At 64.3% G+C, this 17,273-nt stretch carries 14 protein-coding genes; 11 read left to right on the top strand and 3 right to left on the bottom strand.

Annotated features, from left to right (window positions below; all coding sequences use genetic code 11):
- Nucleotides 1–1,244 (top strand): YadA family autotransporter adhesin (locus VM621_RS13690; protein WP_325469524.1); only part of this gene is annotated, 1,244 nt, incomplete at its 5' end.
- 10 nt (nucleotides 1,245–1,254) lie between these two features.
- Nucleotides 1,255–2,112 (top strand): OmpA family protein, encoded by an 858-nt coding sequence (locus VM621_RS13685; protein WP_325469523.1) that lies wholly within the window; start codon nucleotides 1,255–1,257, stop codon nucleotides 2,110–2,112.
- 68 nt (nucleotides 2,113–2,180) lie between these two features.
- Here the strand turns inward: VM621_RS13685 and VM621_RS13680 are convergent, their stop codons facing one another.
- The 3 genes from VM621_RS13680 to VM621_RS13670 form a co-directional block, all read right to left on the bottom strand.
- Nucleotides 2,181–3,188: a VOC family protein gene (locus VM621_RS13680; protein ID WP_325469522.1), complete on the bottom strand. Its 1,008-nt coding sequence runs from the start codon at nucleotides 3,186–3,188 to the stop codon at nucleotides 2,181–2,183.
- A 93-nt stretch (nucleotides 3,189–3,281) separates the two neighbouring features.
- Nucleotides 3,282–4,217: a GlxA family transcriptional regulator gene (locus tag VM621_RS13675; protein WP_325469521.1), complete on the bottom strand. Its 936-nt coding sequence runs from the start codon at nucleotides 4,215–4,217 to the stop codon at nucleotides 3,282–3,284.
- Nucleotides 4,218–4,236: 19 nt separating this feature from the next.
- Nucleotides 4,237–6,837, bottom strand: a complete 2,601-nt coding sequence (locus tag VM621_RS13670; RefSeq protein ID WP_325469520.1) for a glycoside hydrolase family 31 protein — start codon at nucleotides 6,835–6,837, stop codon at nucleotides 4,237–4,239.
- Nucleotides 6,838–7,008: 171 nt separating this feature from the next.
- On the opposite strand from VM621_RS13670, the gene VM621_RS13665 reads away from it, so the two are divergent.
- The 9 genes from VM621_RS13665 (at nucleotide 7,009) to adhP (ending at nucleotide 17,250) form a co-directional block, all read left to right on the top strand.
- Nucleotides 7,009–7,560, top strand: coding sequence for a peroxiredoxin (locus tag VM621_RS13665; RefSeq protein ID WP_325469519.1), 552 nt, complete (start codon nucleotides 7,009–7,011; stop codon nucleotides 7,558–7,560).
- A 34-nt stretch (nucleotides 7,561–7,594) separates the two neighbouring features.
- Nucleotides 7,595–8,239: a haloacid dehalogenase-like hydrolase gene (locus VM621_RS13660; RefSeq protein ID WP_325469518.1), complete on the top strand. Its 645-nt coding sequence runs from the start codon at nucleotides 7,595–7,597 to the stop codon at nucleotides 8,237–8,239.
- A 133-nt stretch (nucleotides 8,240–8,372) separates the two neighbouring features.
- Complete coding sequence (locus VM621_RS13655; RefSeq protein WP_325469517.1) at nucleotides 8,373–10,475, top strand: phosphocholine-specific phospholipase C; 2,103 nt, start codon at nucleotides 8,373–8,375, stop codon at nucleotides 10,473–10,475.
- Nucleotides 10,476–10,740: 265 nt separating this feature from the next.
- Nucleotides 10,741–11,778 (top strand): zinc-dependent alcohol dehydrogenase family protein, encoded by a 1,038-nt coding sequence (locus tag VM621_RS13650; protein WP_325469527.1) that lies wholly within the window; start codon nucleotides 10,741–10,743, stop codon nucleotides 11,776–11,778.
- A gap of 33 nt (nucleotides 11,779–11,811) precedes the next feature.
- Complete coding sequence (locus VM621_RS13645; RefSeq protein WP_325469516.1) at nucleotides 11,812–13,194, top strand: NAD-dependent succinate-semialdehyde dehydrogenase; 1,383 nt, start codon at nucleotides 11,812–11,814, stop codon at nucleotides 13,192–13,194.
- 36 nt (nucleotides 13,195–13,230) lie between these two features.
- On the top strand, nucleotides 13,231–14,337 hold the full coding sequence (locus VM621_RS13640; RefSeq protein WP_325469515.1) for an NAD(P) transhydrogenase subunit alpha: 1,107 nt from the start codon (nucleotides 13,231–13,233) through the stop codon (nucleotides 14,335–14,337).
- Complete coding sequence (locus VM621_RS13635) at nucleotides 14,334–14,687, top strand: NAD(P) transhydrogenase subunit alpha (protein WP_325469514.1); 354 nt, start codon at nucleotides 14,334–14,336, stop codon at nucleotides 14,685–14,687. Before VM621_RS13640 ends, VM621_RS13635 begins: the two co-directional genes overlap by 4 nt.
- A 9-nt stretch (nucleotides 14,688–14,696) precedes the next feature.
- Nucleotides 14,697–16,148 carry an NAD(P)(+) transhydrogenase (Re/Si-specific) subunit beta gene (locus tag VM621_RS13630; RefSeq protein ID WP_414674534.1) on the top strand — a complete coding sequence of 484 codons (1,452 nt, stop codon included), beginning with the start codon at nucleotides 14,697–14,699 and terminating at the stop codon, nucleotides 16,146–16,148.
- Between the two features lie 67 nt (nucleotides 16,149–16,215).
- Nucleotides 16,216–17,250 (top strand): alcohol dehydrogenase AdhP, encoded by a 1,035-nt coding sequence (adhP, locus tag VM621_RS13625; protein WP_325469513.1) that lies wholly within the window; start codon nucleotides 16,216–16,218, stop codon nucleotides 17,248–17,250.
- The last annotated feature ends 23 nt before the right edge of the window (nucleotides 17,251–17,273 follow it).

Raw genomic sequence — 17,273 nt, 5'->3', positions numbered from 1 at the left:
ACTTCCGCCAGATCACCAACGTGGCCGATGGCACGGAGGATCAGGACGCGGTGACCTTGCGTCAGCTCAAAGGTGCGATGAGCTCGTTTTCCGTCACGCCGATCAAGTACTTCCACGCCAACTCCACCGCCACGGATTCGGCGGCGATCGGTGCGGAATCGGTCGCGGTAGGCCCGCAGACCACGGTGAACGGCGACAACGGCATCGGTATCGGCAACCACGCGATCGTCGCGCAGACCGCGCCGGGCGGCACGGCGATCGGCCAGAACACCACGGTGAATCTTGCCGATGGCGTGGCGGTGGGCACGAATGCTACGTCCAACGGTATCCAGGCGGTGGCACTCGGTGCCGGCACGCAAGCCGCTTTCGCCGGTAGCGTGGCGCTGGGTGCCGGTTCGACGACGGACGCGGCGGTCGGTACGGCCAACACCACCCTCGCCGGCGTCACCTACAACTTCGCCGGCGCGAACCCAGGTTCGACGGTGAGCGTGGGAAGCGTGGGTGCCGAGCGCACCATCACCCATCTGGCCGCCGGCAGGATCAGCGGGTCCAGCACGGATGCGATCAACGGGTCGCAGTTGTACGCGACCAACCAGACGCTGGCACTGCTCGGTTCGCAGATCATCAACCTGTCCAACACCGTGAACAACTTCCCGACCGGCGGTGGCGGTGGCGGTGGTACCAACACGACGTACAACAACAGTGGCGACAACACCACGGCGTCAACCGCCACGGGCAACAACTCGACAGCCGTCGGCGCGGGGTCCAGCGCCAGTGGCGACAACAGCGTGGCGATCGGTGCTGGTTCGGTGGCCAACAGTGCCAACACGGTTTCGGTGGGCGCGACGGGTCACGAACGCACGATCACCAATGTGGCCAACGGCGTGAACCCGACCGACGCTGCGAACGTGGGGCAGGTCAGCCAGGCACTGGAGGAAGCCAAGAACTGGTCGAAGGATTATGTCGATCAGCGGTTCCAGAGCGTCGACAACGACCTGAACCGTATCGGCAACCGAGCCAATGCGGGTGTCGCCTCGGCCATGGCGATGGCGAGTCTTCCGCAGGCCTACCAGCCGAACCAGAATTCGGCGGCCGTCGCGGTGGGTACCTTCCACGGCGAGACGGGCGTTGCCGTCGGCATGTCGACCATCACCGAGAGCGGGCGCTATGTGCTGAAGCTCAACGCCACGACCAACTCGCGCGGCGACGCGGGTGCGGGCCTCGGCGCCGGCGTGGTGTGGTGAGGACCGACCCATGAATGCTATCCAAGGAATCAACCGTATGCGCAGTTCATTGAAAGGCATCACCCTGGCATCGCTGGCCCTGGCTCTGGCCGCTTGCGGGAATATCAGCCACGATGTGGCGAAGGATGGTCGAACCGCCGGCGAGTTGGTGTGGCCGGCGACCACCGACACCACACCCATGCACAAGGGCGGGACCTTTCCCAACCTGGCCAACCTGCGCCAGATGAGGCCCGGCCTGAACAAGCAGCAGGTATCGGACCTGATTGGCTATCCCCATTTCAGTGAAGGCGTTTGGGGGGTGAGAGAATGGAACTACGTGTTCAATCTCCGCAAACCTGGCGGCGACGCGATCACGGTCTGCCAATACAAGGTGTTATTCGACGAAGACAAGCTGGCACAGAGTTTCTACTGGAAGCCGGAGACGTGCGCGGGATTGGTCAACGAGCCATCTCCGGCGGCATCCGCTCCGTTGGCGCCCGCTCCCGTAACGACGGGCAGGCCGCGTATCCTTTCCGCCGATGCCTTATTCGCATTCGACAGGGCGGAGTTGTCATCGTCGGGGCGAACATCCCTGTACGAGGTCGCGGGCACGTTGCGTCGGCAGGGCGACAGGCTTCGTTCTGTGCGCATCGTCGGCTACACCGATCGTCTCGGCAGCGATAGCTACAATCGTGAGTTATCGCAGCGTCGCGCCGATGCGGTGAAGGCCTATCTGGTCTCGCAGGGGATTCCGGAAGACCGCGTGGTCGCCGAAGGCGCGGGCGACACCGATCCCGTCAAGGCATGCCATGACCTTGGCCATGTGCCATTGGTCGCTTGCCTGGCACCAAATCGCCGGGTGGAGATCTCGGTGCTCGACGCCGAGTAATTCCATGAGGCCGTCTCTCTTACGAGAGGCGGCCTTCGGGGTGCGTGGACTTCAAAGGGTGCTGGCGGCTACCGGGCGTTGGGGCAAACCATCCCGCCCCGCCGCACGGCGTGGAATTCGATCGAGAGCCCAAGGTCGTCTTGCGTGGGCGCAAGGAAGGACTCGCCCGAAAGGCCGGGATACGTCGCCAGCTTGCGTTCGTAACCACGCTCCACCCAACGCTGCGCACGTCCGAGATCGGTCACGGCGATGCTCACCCCCAGGATGCGTGGGCCGCCGCCGGCTATCGTCTGCGCCGCAAGGCCCGCACCGTCCGGCTGCAGTGCCAACAACGCCGTCGGTCCGACCGGCACACAGAACCCCTTCGCCCCGACCGCCGGCAGCGTGATCGCTACCGCATGGCCGAAGCCCATCTTTTCGAGCTCCTGGCGATCGGCATCGGCATCGCCCGATACCAGCCATATCGACGAGAGCGCGCGTGCGCCGTTAGGGTGTTCGCGCGTCACGCGGTAGTCGTCGGCATTGGCCGGGTCGAACTGGTCGGGTGCGTAGCCGGCCATGTAGTCGATGAAGAACGTGTTGCTCGACAACGGTGCACGGTCGAACGCAAACAGGCGCCATCCCGGCTTCGTGCTGTCGGGACCGGTGAAGAACGGGGTGACGGCATAGTGCAGCGCCTGCAGCGAGCTGTGGATCGCGTCGACCGACGAGGACCGGAAACCGAAGGTTCGCGCACCAGGGCCACCTTTTAGTGCCTGCTGGTCTTCCTTCATGCCCGGATCGAAGGCGGGGTCGCTGCGGGTGATGCCAAGCAGCTCGATAAAGCTGGTGTCCGAGAAGCGGATATAGCGGTTGGCCACGCCAGCGGGGTCGTGCCCGGGCCGGACCTGGAAGCCCAGTTTGACAGCCGTCGTCGAGGTTACCTCGTCGATCCCTCGCCCCCAGAGCAGGATATGGTCGAGCCGGGTGGGCACGGCGGCCGGTGTCGGCGCTGGAGCCGGCGACGGCAAGGGTGTCGAGGCCTGCGCCGCACCCAGGCACAGAAGGCACGCGGAAACGAACAACGTCAGGCGCATAGGTACTCCAGGGCATTCTGTCTGTGCGTGCTTTTTAGGGTGCGCAGACCGGTACCCGCAAGGACAATTACCGGGCAAAAACCGCCAGGCCGCTCAGGTGCTCGCGCTTCGACGCAGCGACTGCGGCGACATCCCGAAGGCACGCACGAACGCACGGCGCATCCGGTTCGCATCGCCAAACCCGGTGGAAACGGCGATGTGGTCCAGGTGCAGATGGCTGGTTTCGACCGCGATGCGGGCAGCCTCCAGCCGAAGGCCTTCCACGACCTTGGCCGGCGTCGCGCCGATCTCGGCGACGAAGGCGCGGGCAAAGTTCCGTGGGCTCATGGCGGCGCGTTCGGCCAGCCGCTCCACCGTCATTGGCTCGGCCAGGCGCGCACGCATCCAGCCGATCAGGTCGCAGAACCGACCGGTCTTGCCGCCTTGTTCGACGAGGACGGAGTACTGCGATTGCCCTACGTGCCGCCGTTGATGTACGACGAGTTGCTGGGCGGTGCGCCGTGCGATGGCCGGACCGAGGTCGTCTTCGACGAGCGCCAACGCCAGATCGATGCCCGCGGAGATACCCGCCGAGGTCCACAGGTTGCCGTCCCTGACGAACATCCGGTCGGCATCGAGCCGTACGCCCGGGTAGCGCAAGCGAAAGCGCTCGGCAGCGGCCCAGTGCGTCGTCGCGAGCCGACCATCGAGAAGCCCGGCCTCGGCGAGGAAGAACGCTCCCGAACACACGCCAGCCGCCCGACGCCAGGCGTCCTTGCCGAGCAGGGCGCTGATGTCGGCCTGGCCCGCTTCCACCTGGGCCAGGTTTCCGCCAGATACGATCACGGTGTCGAAACGCCTATGGTCGATCGGGGCGGTCGCCAGGCACACACCCGACGAGCTGCGCACGATGCCACCGCCCGGGGCGAGGACGTCGATCGTGTAGCTGTCCGGCCGGAAGCGCTCGGCCATCTCGAACACGGCGATCGGCCCGGCGGCATCCAGCAGCTGAAATCCGGGGAAAACGACGATGGCAATCTCGCGTCGCATGGGCCCACCCGTCGACTGGTTACGGCATCCTGGCCTTGAACTGCTTGCGCATGTCGGCCGGCACGCCAGCTTTTTCCAGCGATTCGTCCAGCTTCCGCACGCGCGAACGGAACGCGGCGACTTCCTGGGCAAAGCGCTCGGGATGGTAATCGATAAGGCGATCGGCTTGAGCGGCAGCGGAGAGCTCGTCCGGAATCCCGCCGAACTCGGTCCAGCGGCTCTTCAGCCACTCGACCGCCTCGCGTACGTCGCGCATCTGGCTTGCAAGGCCGTCGACGTCCGGCGCGTCGTTGGGCCAGGTGACGTCCACGGTCTGGGCACTGGCGAAGTCGTGCTCCGGCAGGGCCACCTGTAGCGTGAGGGTGCGGCCTTCGAGGCGCCACGTGCCGGGCTTCGGCTCGGCGTCGCCACCAACGCGCTGAAGCGCCTGCCCGTCGACGCTCACTTGGGAGGGCATGGACGATGCCACGAAGGCCACGCGCCAGCGACGCGTCGTCGGCATGCCCGCATACTGCCCGTCGCGAGCGGCGATCCGCAGACGCACCGCATGCCTGGACCACTCGGTGGCAAGCGATGTCCGTGCGAATGCCATGCCGCGATAGCTTTCGTCGTCCCCGGCGTCTTCGTACAACTGCGCTTGCTGGTTCTTGCCGGGGTAGACCACGATGGTGCGTGCGCCGTCGTCGTTGGCGACGCTGCGCGTCGGGTCGCTATTGGTCGGCACGATGGCACCGGCGCGTGCGAACACCGGCACCTCATCCAGTCGGTAGCGCCCGCTGACGGTTCGACCGCCCTGCACGGCACGTCCGCGCGTCACGTCGAACCAATCGCCCTTGGGCAGCCAGGCATCCTGTTTCGCGAAGCCGTCGCCGCCGGCGGCCGCGGTTACGGGGGCCACCAGAAGGTCGTCGCCGAACATGTACTGTCCGTTGAAGCGGTACGCCTGGTCGTCGTCCGGCCACGTGTAGTACATCGGGCGCACCAGCGAGACGCCCGTATCGAAGGCTTTGCGGCCCATGGTGTACGTATACGGAAGCAGGGTGTATCGCGTGATGACGGTGTCGCGCAGCGCATCGAACTGGGCCGGCGCGAAGCGCCAGGGCTCCTTGCGCAGGTCCGGATTCTTGGTGGTGTGCGTGCGCATGATCGGGCTGTACGCACCGAACTGCATCCAGCGGATGTAGAGCTCCGGATCGATCCGACGTGTCGCCGGATCGCTCTCGTCGCGGAAGGTATGACCGCCCAGATCGTGGCTCCAGTATCCGTACAGCACGTTGGATGCCGTCGCGGTGAAGCGCGGCTGGAACGCCAGCGAAGCCCAGGAAATGATCGAGTCGCCCGAGAAACCGATCTGGTAGCGATGATTTCCAAGGCCACCCCAGCGGTGATAGATGAGTGCGCGTTTCTCGCCCTGTTGCTGCATGTGGGTGAAGAACACATGGTTCAGCCACCAGGTGTTGCTCAGGCCGGGCAGGGCTTTCGACTCCCGCCACTGCTGCCAGTCCAGCCACCAGAAGCTCACGCCCATGTGTTGCAGGGGGTCCAGCACGGTCTTGAAGAATGCCGCCATGTACGTCGGGTCGGCCGCTTCGAAGGCGAGCGGTTTCGCCGGGTCGGCCTTCAGCTCGCCCATGAAACGGCCGTAGGATTCTTCATGCGGAAGGACGCCCGAAGCCGGATGCAGGTTCAGCGTCACCTTGAGGCCCTGCTCATGCAGCCATTGCAGCAGGCGCTCCGGTTCCGGGAATAGCGCACGATTCCAGGTAAAACCCGTCCAGCCCATGGTCTGGCCGTTCACATCCTTTTGCGGGTGCTCGGACGACAGCCCATCGGTGCGGTGCCAGTCCATATCGATGACCAGCACGTCCAGGGGAATACGGTAGCGGACGAAATCGGCGACAACCTCACGCAGCTCGCTGTCGCTGTAGTTCCAGTATCGCGACCACCAGTAGCCGAACGCATAGCGGGGAGGCAGCGGCTCACGACCGGCCAACACCGCGAAGTCGCTCAGCGCGGCAGTGTAATCGTGGCCGTAGCCGAAGAAGGTCCAGTCGGTACAGTCCTGGCAGGCGCGGCGGTGCACCCAGGGCAGTTTCTCGTCGCCGAAGACAAAGCTGCCGGTGTCGTCGACCACGTGCCAGCCATCGCGGGAGAGCAGACCGTCACCCAGGTCCAGCGGCGTGTTGTCGGCAGCGTGGCGGTCGCCGTCCACCTGATCGAGCGTGCGTGCGGTGCCCCCCAGGTTGGCGCTGTCTTTCTGCCCGGGATGCCAGCTGAAAGCGGGCTTCGACCGGACAGAAGCGATGCTGAGGTTGTCGGCCGTAAAGACGCCCGTGCCTTCCTTGTAGCGAAGCGTGACGTCGCTGGTGCGGATCACCAGCCAGCCTTTGTCGTGCGAAATCGTCGCATCGACGGCAGGGGCCTGCTTGCGCGTCGCGAACACCAGCGATGGCGCGTCTTCAAAGCGGCCGGCCTCGGCATATTCCATGCGGATGACGCGTGGCGTAAGGACGGTGAAGCGGGCGGATCCGCTGATGACGGGGGGCGTGGATGCCTGGGCGACCGTCGTGCCGGTCAGGAGCAACACCGTCGAGAACACCATCTTCCGCGCTAACGTCATTCGCCTGGCCCTGAGTGAGAACGCTCGGCTGACGACCCTACCATGTGCACCGTCCAGTGCAATGGGACGTGTGCCACATTCGGGCGGCCGCCCGGCGGGGGGCATCCACGACGGCTCGCCTGTCGTATAAGTACTTACGTCGTTCCATCCCTGCCCAAGGAGATCCCCGTCATGAAGCCATCGATGACCCTCGCCGCGCTTGCGCTGGCCGGTACGGCCGCCCTCGCGACCCCGGCTTCCGCCGCCCTGAAGGAAGGCACGCAAGCGCCGGACTTCACCGCACCGGCGTACCTCGCCGGCCAGCCGTTCACGTTCCGGCTGGCCGACGCCCTGAAGCAGGGACCAGTGGTGGTCTACTTCTTCCCGGCCGCGCATACGGACGGCTGCAATGTCGAAGCCCACATGTTTTCGGAGGCTATCGACAAGTTCAAGGCGCTGCACGCGACGGTGATCGGCGTGACCGCGGGCAATACGGGCGAGCTGGCGGACTTCTCGAAGGAGAACGAGCATTGCGGGGGCAAGTTCGCGGTTGCGGCCGACGAAGGTGCGAAGATCGCGAAGGAATACGACTCGACCCTGATGATCCGGCCGGGCTGGTCGGACCGCACGTCGTATGTCATCGCGCCGTCGGGCAAGATCACGCATGTGTATTCGAGCCTCAAACCGCAGAAGCATGTGCAGGAGTCGCTCGACGCGGTAAAGGCGATCGAGGACGCTCATTGACACGACGATGAATCGGGACCGACGGGATTGTGCGGTGTTCGATCTCGACAGGACGCTCCTGTCGGCCGATTCGACCGTTGCATGGATGCGCTGTCTGTTGCGGGCATCTCCCTGGAAGCTGCTTGCCGTGTTGCCCGTGCTTCCCGTGGCGCTGGTTCTTCTGCGTTTTCCCTCGGCAAGACGCATGGGCGCGTCGGTCTTGTTGTGGATTGTCACCTATGGCCTCGACCGATCCGCGCTGGGCCAGAGCATAGAGGCGTTCGCGACGCGTTTCGAACGAGGCATGCCGGGATTGCGCTGGTTCGATGACGGAATGGAACGACTCAGGGTCCATCTTGCCGGCGGCGATCGGGTCGTCGTTGTCACGGCCGCGCCGCAGTGGATCGCCGAACGATTGCTCGCGGTCTTCGGTAGCGATCTGCAAGTCATCGGTTCCGTCTTGCGACGCGCAGGCAGCGGTTGGATCCTCCAGCGCCACTGCCACGGTGCAGAGAAGTCCCGCATGCTCCTCGAATCGGGATACGGCGGGGCCTGGCGATGGGCTTACAGCGATAGCGACGACGATGCGCCGATGCTCCTCCGGGCGCGAGAGGCCTTCCTGGTCAACGCGAACGCGAAAGTGCAACGTCGGGCTGCTGCGCGTGGCGTGTCGCAGGCGGTCTTGCTTCGCTGGCGATAGAAGCCCACGGAATGTGACGCGCGTGGCGTTTCGACGCCAACGTGGGCGCCCATGCCGATAGCGTACGCAAACTGTCATAACCGGTCGCGACAATCGCCCGTTCAGGGGAGCCACGCAGCGCACGGGGACACGCATGACGATCCAGGACCGCCGACATTTCCTGAAGCTTTCGCTTGGCGCCGCGGGCGCCGCACTCACGGCATCGGTGGTACCGCCGTCCATCCAGAGGGCGCTGGCGGTGCCGGCGGCACGACGCACGGGCACGCTGAAAGATATCGAGCACGTGGTCATCCTCATGCAGGAGAACCGCTCGTTCGATCATTACTTCGGCAGCATGCGCGGCGTGCGCGGCTTCGGCGATCCGCGCACACATACGCTCGCCACGGGTCGCTCCGTCTGGCACCAACCGCTGACCGCCGGTAGCGACGACTATCTGCTCCCGTTCCGCCCCAAGGCCGACAACCTCGGCCTGCAGTTCCTCGAAGACCTGCCGCACGGCTGGAACGACACGCACGCCGCCTTCAACGCGGGCAAGTACGACCAGTGGGTGCCTTCCAAAGGCACGACGACCATGGCTTACCTGACCCGCCAGGACATCCCGTTCCATTACGCGCTGGCAGACGCTTTCACGGTTTGCGACGCGTACCACTGCTCGATTCTTTCTTCCACCGATCCCAACCGCTACTACATGTGGACCGGCTACGTCGGCAACGACGGGCAGGGTGGTGGTCCCGTGCTTTCCAATGCGGAGCTGGGCTACGGCTGGACCACGTACCCGGAGCGCCTCGAGGCGGCCGGCGTGTCGTGGAAGATCTACCAGGACATCGGCACCGGCCTCGACGCGGCGGGTGGCTGGGGCTGGGGTCCCGATCCTTACATCGGAAACTACGGCGACAACTCGTTGCTGTACTTCAACCAGTATCGCAACGCCGAGCCGGGCAACCCGCTCTATGACAAGGCCCGCACGGGCACCGATACGCGCAATGGCCAGTCGCTGTTCGACGTACTGCAGAAGGACGTCATGGCCGATCGGCTGCCGCAGGTCTCCTGGATCGCGGCGCCGGAAGCCTATACGGAGCATCCGAGCTGGCCGGCGAACTACGGCGCCTGGTACATCGACCGTGTGCTCGATGCCTTGACCGCCAACCCGGACGTCTGGAGCAAGACAGCGCTGTTCATCACGTACGATGAGAACGACGGCTTCTTCGATCACATGCTACCGGCATACCCGCCTGCGACACGCGATCGCGGGCTGTCGACCGTGACCACCGACGGCGAAGTCTATTCGGGCGGGAACGGCTTCAATCCCGGCATTTACGGCCTCGGCGTGCGCGTTCCAATGCTGGTTGTCTCGCCCTGGAGCAAGGGCGGCTGGGTGTGCTCGGAAACCTACGACCATACGTCCATTTTGCGTTTCCTCGAGCAGCGGTTCGGCGTGCGGGAACCCAATATCTCCGCCTGGCGGCGTGCGGTCTGCGGCGACCTGACGCGGGCATTCGATTTCGCAGGCCACGATGGGCGTGTGCCTGCACTGCCGACAACGAATGCCTATGAGCCCGATCGCGGCAGTCACAGCGATTTCAGTCCGATCCCGCCGGCCAGCCAGCAGCTTCCACGGCAGGAGCGCGGGCAACGGCCGGCGCGTGCGCTTGGCTACGCACTGGAAGTCAGCGGCACGCTAGACCAGGGACAGGGGCGCTATGTGCTCGAGTTCGGCAACAGTGGCGATATCGGCGCATGCTTCAGCGTTACCTCGTCGCTGCGCTCCGACGGGCCGTGGACGTATACGGTGGAAGCCGGAAAATCGGTGTCCGACTACTGGACCAGTGCCAACAGCGGCGACGCCTACGACCTCACCGTCATCGGGCCGAACGGCTTCCTTCGCCAGTTCGGCGGCAAGCAACCGCCGGCGAATGGGGATCGCCAGCGTATCGCGCTGCCCGAGGTCACGATGGCCGAAGGGCGCCACGCGGGTGAATTGCATCTCGTACTGAGCAACCAGGGCGGCCGTCCTTGCGCTATCACCGTCCAGGCGAATGCCTACCTGCATCGCCCGCCGCAGCGTTATTGGTTGCAGCCAGGCGAGCGAGCGGAGGCCCGGTTCGACATCGAGGGCTGCGACCACTGGTACGACCTGACGGCGACCTGTGACGCCGATCCGTTGTTCCTGCGGCGCTTCGCGGGACACCGGGAAACGGGGCGGCCATCGGTGTCCGATCCGGCGTTCGGTGGCTGAGGCGATCCCCTGCGCCGACTGCGCCCGACGATGCGCTTGCTTCGTTCATGTCCAGCCGGAGTGACACGTTAAGCCGACATCTTGGCCTGTTTCGTCTCGGTCGTTCATGACTTGACCTGGATCAATGAACGGCGGTCGATAGCCAGTAAAACACTAAGGGACAACGAGCCAAGGCGAACCTTGGCATCGAGCCGGTGCACACGCTGCTATCGGACCCCGCAGTGATTGAACAGGCGTCGACGTGATGGAAGCTTCCGTGTCTCTGATGAAGGCGCTCGTCTACAAAGGCCCGGGCGACAAGGCCTTGGAGGATCATCCCAAGCCGGCGATCACCGCGCCCACCGATGCCATCGTCAAGATCAGCAAGACGACCATCTGTGGAACCGATTTACACATCCTCAAAGGCGATGTCGCCACCTGTGAGCCGGGGCGCATCCTCGGCCACGAGGGCGTCGGTGTCATTGCCGAGGTCGGCGCCGCCGTCACGGCTTTCAAAGTAGGCGACCGGGTGCTCATTTCCTGCATCACCGCCTGTGGCAAATGTGCCTACTGCCGCAAGCAGATGTACTCGCATTGCACTACGGGTGGCTGGATCCTCGGAAATACGATCGACGGTACGCAGGCCGAATTCGTCCGGATTCCCTATGCGGAGACCAGTCTGTACCCGATCGGTAAGGGCGCCGACGAAGACGCCCTGGTCATGCTCAGTGACATCCTTCCGACCGGTTTCGAGTGCGGCGTGTTGAATGGCAAGGTGCAGCCCGGCAATACGGTGGCGATCGTCGGCTCGGGACCGATCGGTCTGGCCGCCTTGCTTTCGGCCCAGTTCTATTCCCCGGCCGAGATCATCATGATCGATCTCGACGACAACCGGCTGGACGTCGCCAGGCGTTTTGGCGCCACGGCCACCGTCAACAGCGCGGACGGCAAGGCGGTCGAGGCCGTGATGGCGCTCACCGGCAACCGCGGGGTCGACACGGTGATCGAGGCCGTCGGCATTCCGGCGACGTTCGAACTTTGCCAAAAGCTGGTCGCGCCGGGCGGAACCATCGCCAACATCGGCGTCCATGGCACCAAGGTCGACCTGCACCTCGAACTGCTCTGGGATCGCAACATCACGATCACCACGCGACTGGTCGACACGGTCAGCACACCGATGCTGATGGAGACGGTGCGAACCAGGAAGATCGATCCGACGCTTCTCATCACCCATCGCTTCAAGCTCGAGCAGATCCTCGAAGCCTACAAGACCTTTGGTAACGCCGCGGACACGAAGGCGCTGAAAGTCCTTATCGAAGCTTGATCCAGATTCCCCACCTTCCCTGGAAGACATCTTATGGCCTATGCAAGCGTCAACCCGTTCGACGGCAAGCTCTTGAAGACCTTCGAACAGCTCACCGACGAGCAGCTGGAAGAAAAGCTGGATGCGGCGGCGAAGTGCTATGCCACCTGGAAGCACACCAGTTACGCCGACCGCGCCAGGATCGTCGCCCGGGCAGCGACCTTGCTCGGCGAGCGGGTGGACGAGTTCGCGCGTACGATGACACAGGAGATGGGCAAGCGCATCGACGAAGCCCGCGGCGAAGTGACATTCAGTGCCGAGATTCTTGCGTACTACGCCAGGAACGCCGAGGGCTTTCTCGCGCCGGAGAAGCTCAACCCGACGATCGGCGACGCCCACATGCAGAGCAGCCCGATTGGCGTGATCTTCGGCGTGGAGCCGTGGAATTTCCCTTATTACCAGCTCGCCCGTGTGGCCGGTCCGCACCTGATGGCCGGTAACGTCCTGGTCATCAAGCATGCTGGTTGCGTGCCGCAGTGTGCGATCGCGTTCGAACAGTTGTTCATCGATGCCGGTGCGCCGGTGGGCCTGTATACCAACCTGTTGATATCGCACGAACAGTCGGACAAGGTCGTCGACGACGCCCGTATCAAGGGCGTGGCTTTGACGGGAAGCGTAGCCGCCGGCCGCAGCATCGCCGCGCGGGCAGGGCAGAACCTCAAGCCGTCATCGATGGAACTGGGTGGCAGTGACGCCTTCATCGTGCTGGAAGACGCCGACCTCGACCATGCCATTCCGTGGGCCGTGTGGGGCCGCATGTACAACACGGGACAAACCTGCTGCGCGGCCAAGCGCTTCATCGTCGTCGAGACGATCGCCGATGCGTTTCTCGAACGATTCTCCGCCGCGCTGGCCGCGCTCCGGGCAGGAGATCCCCTCGACGAGAAAACGACCATGGGACCGCTCTCGTCGGAGTCTGCCCTGGTGCAGTTGCTTGGCCAGGTGGACAGCGCGGTCGCGCATGGTGCAACGGTCCTCATGGGGGGCAAGCGGGTCGATCGCCCTGGCTCGTTCATGCAGCCGACGATCCTTACCGATGTGGCGTCAACGAATCCCGCCTTCCGCGACGAGTTCTTCGGGCCGGTGGCGATGTTCTTTCGGGTCAAGGATGAAGACGAGGCGGTCGCGCTTGCCAACGATTCGGATTTCGGTCTGGGCGGGTCCGTCTTCACCGCGGATGTCGAGCGCGGTCGTCGCGTTGCCAGCCGGGTCGAGACCGGAATGATGTTCATCAACAACATCAGCTGGTCCGATGCCGAGCTACCGTTTGGCGGCATCAAGGATTCCGGTTACGGCCGCGAACTCGGGGACATGGGAATACAGGCATTCGTGAACAAGAAGCTGGTGCGCTACGCCAAGGTCGAAGCGCCGGTCTGATCCACCCAGCCACGCCCCAAGCTGCCGGAGTTCTCGATGTATGTAAATGTCGCCGTCCTCAAGGAGACGCAAGTGCATGAGCGCCGCGTGGCGCTCATGCCTTCGGTCGTACCCAAGCTGATCAAACTAGGCGCCCGGCTGCATATGCAGCCGGGCGCGGGCAATGGCATCGACCTTCCCGATAGCGCCTATGACGATGTCATCTTCGTCGAGGGGCGCAAGCACCTGGTCGGCGATGCCGACATCGTATTGTGCGTGCAGCCGCCGTCGATCGAGGTGGTCGAGTCGATGAAGGAGGGCGCCATCCTCGTATGCTTCATCTACGCGGAGAAGCAGCCGGCACTGGTGCGCAAGCTGCTGGACAGGAAGATCACCTGCTTCGCGATGGAGCGGGTGCCGCGGATCTCGCGTGCGCAGTCGATGGATGCGCTATCGAGCCAATCGGCCCTTGCGGGCTACTACGCCGTGCAGCTGGGTGCGACGCATCTTGCACGGGTGCTACCCAAGATCACCACGGCCGCCGGTGCGATAGGGCCGGCGAGGGTACTGGTGATGGGCCTGGGCGTCGCCGGCCTGCAAGCGATTGCCACCGCACATCGGCTCGGCGCCGTCGTGGAGGGTTACGACGTGCGCCCTGAAACGCGGGGACAGGCTCTTTCGCTGGGCGCGACCTTCGTCGAGACCGGTGTCGACGCTGCGGGGCAGGGCGGCTACGCACGCGAACTCACGCCGGAGGAAAAAGCGTCGGCAGCGGAGGTGCTGACCAGGCACATTCAGCAAGCCGATCTGGTGATTACCACGGCTGCGATCCCCGGTAAGGCGTCACCGAAGCTGATCGACAAGGCCCAGGTTGCCGGTATGAAAGCCGGTGCGGTGATCGTCGATCTCTCCGCCGATGGTGGCGGCAACTGTGAGGACACCGTGCCGGGCAAGACCGTCAAGGTCGGTCTCGTCAGCATCGTGGCACCGCTGAACGTGCCATCGCTGCTTGGCGAGGATGCCAGCAGGCTGTACGCGAACAACCAGTACAACTTGCTGGCACTGATCGTGAAGAACAACGTTGTCACCATCGACTGGTCCGATGCCGTGCTCGCCGGCACCGCGCTGACCCACGCCGGCGAGTTGAGGGAGTCATTGCCATGACCATCGACGGCTTCGTCGCGCTGTACATCTTCATGCTTGCCGCGTTTGCCGGTTGGGTGATCATCGGTCGTGTGCCGGCCATCTTGCATACACCGTTGATGTCCGGATCGAATTTCGTACACGGCATCGTGGTGATCGGTGGCATTTACGCGCTGCTCAATGCCAGTACGACACTGGAGCAAGGCGTTGGATTCGTCGCCGTGCTTCTCGGCGCAGGTAACGCTGCCGGTGGCTACGCGGTGACCGATCGCATGCTCGCGATGTTCCAGACCAGTGGGCAGAACCCCGCCCACGCTGCCCATAAGGCAGGCACTCACCGCCGAAAGGCCAAAGCGCCTAAGAATGTCTGAGGAACCGACATGCTCACGATGATTCCCCAACTGCTTATCGATACCGTCGGTATCGTCGCCGCCTTTCTGCTGACATTCGGCCTTTGGCGCATGTCCTCGCCTGTGACCGCACCGGCCGGCATCAAGGTCGCTGGCGTCGGCATGGTCGCGGCTGTGGTAGCCAGTTTCCTGTACTCGTTCAGCGTCGGTCCCGCCGCCGCTCCACACCTGCCGGTGAACCTGGCATTGGCGGTTATCGCCTTGACCGTCGGCATCGGCCTGGCCTGGTGGAGTGGGCGCAAGGTAGCGATGACCGCGATGCCGCAAATGGTGGCTCTCTATAACGGCATGGGCGGTGGCGCCGCCGGCGCGATTGCCGCGATGGAGCTGTTTGGGAACCATGCCCATGGCATGACGCAACTGAGCGTGACCCTTCTCGGCGCGATCATCGGGGCGATCTCGCTGTCGGGCTCGTTGGTCGCCTGGGCCAAGCTACAGGGCGTGTTGAAGAAGCCCTTGCGCATCAAGGGGCAGCAGGTCATCAACGCACTGGTGATGATCGCCACGCTGGGTGTCGGCTTATACATCATGTATATCGTGCAGAGTGGCGAAGTGCCGATCATGCCGATGCAAGGGGTCATCTGGCTGTTCTTCGGTTGCGCGACGCTGTTCGGCATCCTGATGACACTGCCGATCGGTGGCGCGGACATGCCGGTGGTGATCTCTATCTACAACGCCTTCACCGGCCTGGCGGTGGGCCTGGAAGGGTTTGTGCTGCAGACCCCATCGCTGATGATCGCCGGCATGCTGGTTGGCGCGGCAGGCATCCTGCTGACGCTATTGATGGCCAGGGCGATGAACCGCTCGGTGAGCAACGTGCTCTTCACCAGGTTCGGCGATGCCGCCAGGCAGACGCAGGGCGCAATCGCGGGCAGTCTCAAGCCGACAGCGGCCGGCGACGCGGGTATCGCGATGCGCTATGCGGGCAGCGTGATCATCGTGCCGGGCTATGGGCTCGCCGCCGCCCAGGGCCAGCAGAAGCTGTACGACTTCGTGAAGCTGCTGATCGCCGCGGGCGTGAAAGTGCGCTTCGCGGTTCATCCGGTCGCCGGTCGCATGCCGGGACAAATGGACGTGCTTCTGGCCGAGGCCGGCGTGCCCTATGACCTGATCTACCAGCTCGAGGACATCAACGACGACTTCGCCAGTACCGATGTGGTGCTTGTCATCGGTGCCAACGACGTCGTGAATCCGTCCGCACGCAGCGAGAAGACCTCGCCGATCTTTGGCATGCCGATCCTGGATGCAGACAAGGCCAAGCAGGTCTACGTGGTCAAACGCGGCGAGGGCAAGGGCTACGCTGGCATCGTCAACCCACTGTTCTATGCCGATAACTGCAACATGGTCTATGGCGACGCTCAGGCGGTGATGACAGAGATGATCGAAGCCGTCCGCGGCCTTGGCCTCCCCGCTGCCGCATGACTCCCGGTTACCCAACGTCATGCCACTCGATGACACGACGATCACCCTCATTCACAGGAAGCACCCCATGACCCGTCACATGTTCGCCGCCGTCGTCGAGGCCTTTGGCAAACCTCTGGTACTACGCGAGTGGGACATTCCCACACCCGGCCCCGGGCAGATCCTGATCAAGACCGAAGCGTGTGGCGTTTGTCATACCGACCTCCACGCGGCGCGCGGCGACTGGCCGGTGAAGCCTTCGCCACCGTTCATCCCCGGCCACGAAGGGATCGGCATCGTGGTGGCTCTGGGTGCCGGCGTCACCAGCGTCAAGGAGGGGGAACGCGTGGGCGTGCCTTGGTTGTACTCGGCCTGCGGCCACTGCGAGTATTGCCTCACCGCCTGGGAAACCGTCTGCGCCAGTGCCGAGTTCGGCGGCTACACGAAGAACGGCGGGTTCGCCGAGTACATCCTGGCCGACCCCGACTACGTCGCGCATGTGCCGCACGGTCTGGCTGCGACGGAAGCGGCGCCCATCATCTGCGCGGGGATCACGACCTACAAGGGCATCAAGGTCGCCGACGTGAGGCCGGGCCAGTGGATCGCCATTTCCGGCATCGGCGGCCTCGGGCACCTTGCGGTGCAGTATGCCAAGGCCATGGGACTGAAGGTCTGTGGTGTCGATATCGATGACGGGAAGCTTGCGCACGCTACCCGGCTGGGCGCGGATGCCGTCGTGAACGCGAAGAACGGCGACCCCATCGAGGCGGTGCGCGCGGCGACGAATGGCGGTGCCCATGGCGTGCTGATCACCGCGCCTTCGCTGGGAGCGTTCAGGCAAGGCGTCGGCATGACGCGCAAACACGGGACCTGCGTCCTGGTGGGATTGCCGCCAGGCGAGTTCCCGGTGCCGCTGTTCGATGTCGTGGCCAACTGCATCACCGTGCGTGGCTCGTTCGTCGGCACGCGCGCGGATATGGCCGAGGCGTTGGACTTCGCAGCGCAGGGCAAGGTGAAGGCGGACATCGAGCTGCAACCGTTGTCCGCCATCAACGATGTTTTCGACCGCCTGCAGAAAGGCGATGTCCCATCGCGGGTCGTGCTCGACTTCGGCCCCGCGTGAGCTCGCTTACGGCCTGATCCCCG

The organism is Luteibacter sp. (assembly GCF_035539195.1).
GTDB lineage: Bacteria > Pseudomonadota > Gammaproteobacteria > Xanthomonadales > Rhodanobacteraceae > Luteibacter.
This window is presented reverse-complemented; position numbering and strand designations above follow the sequence as displayed.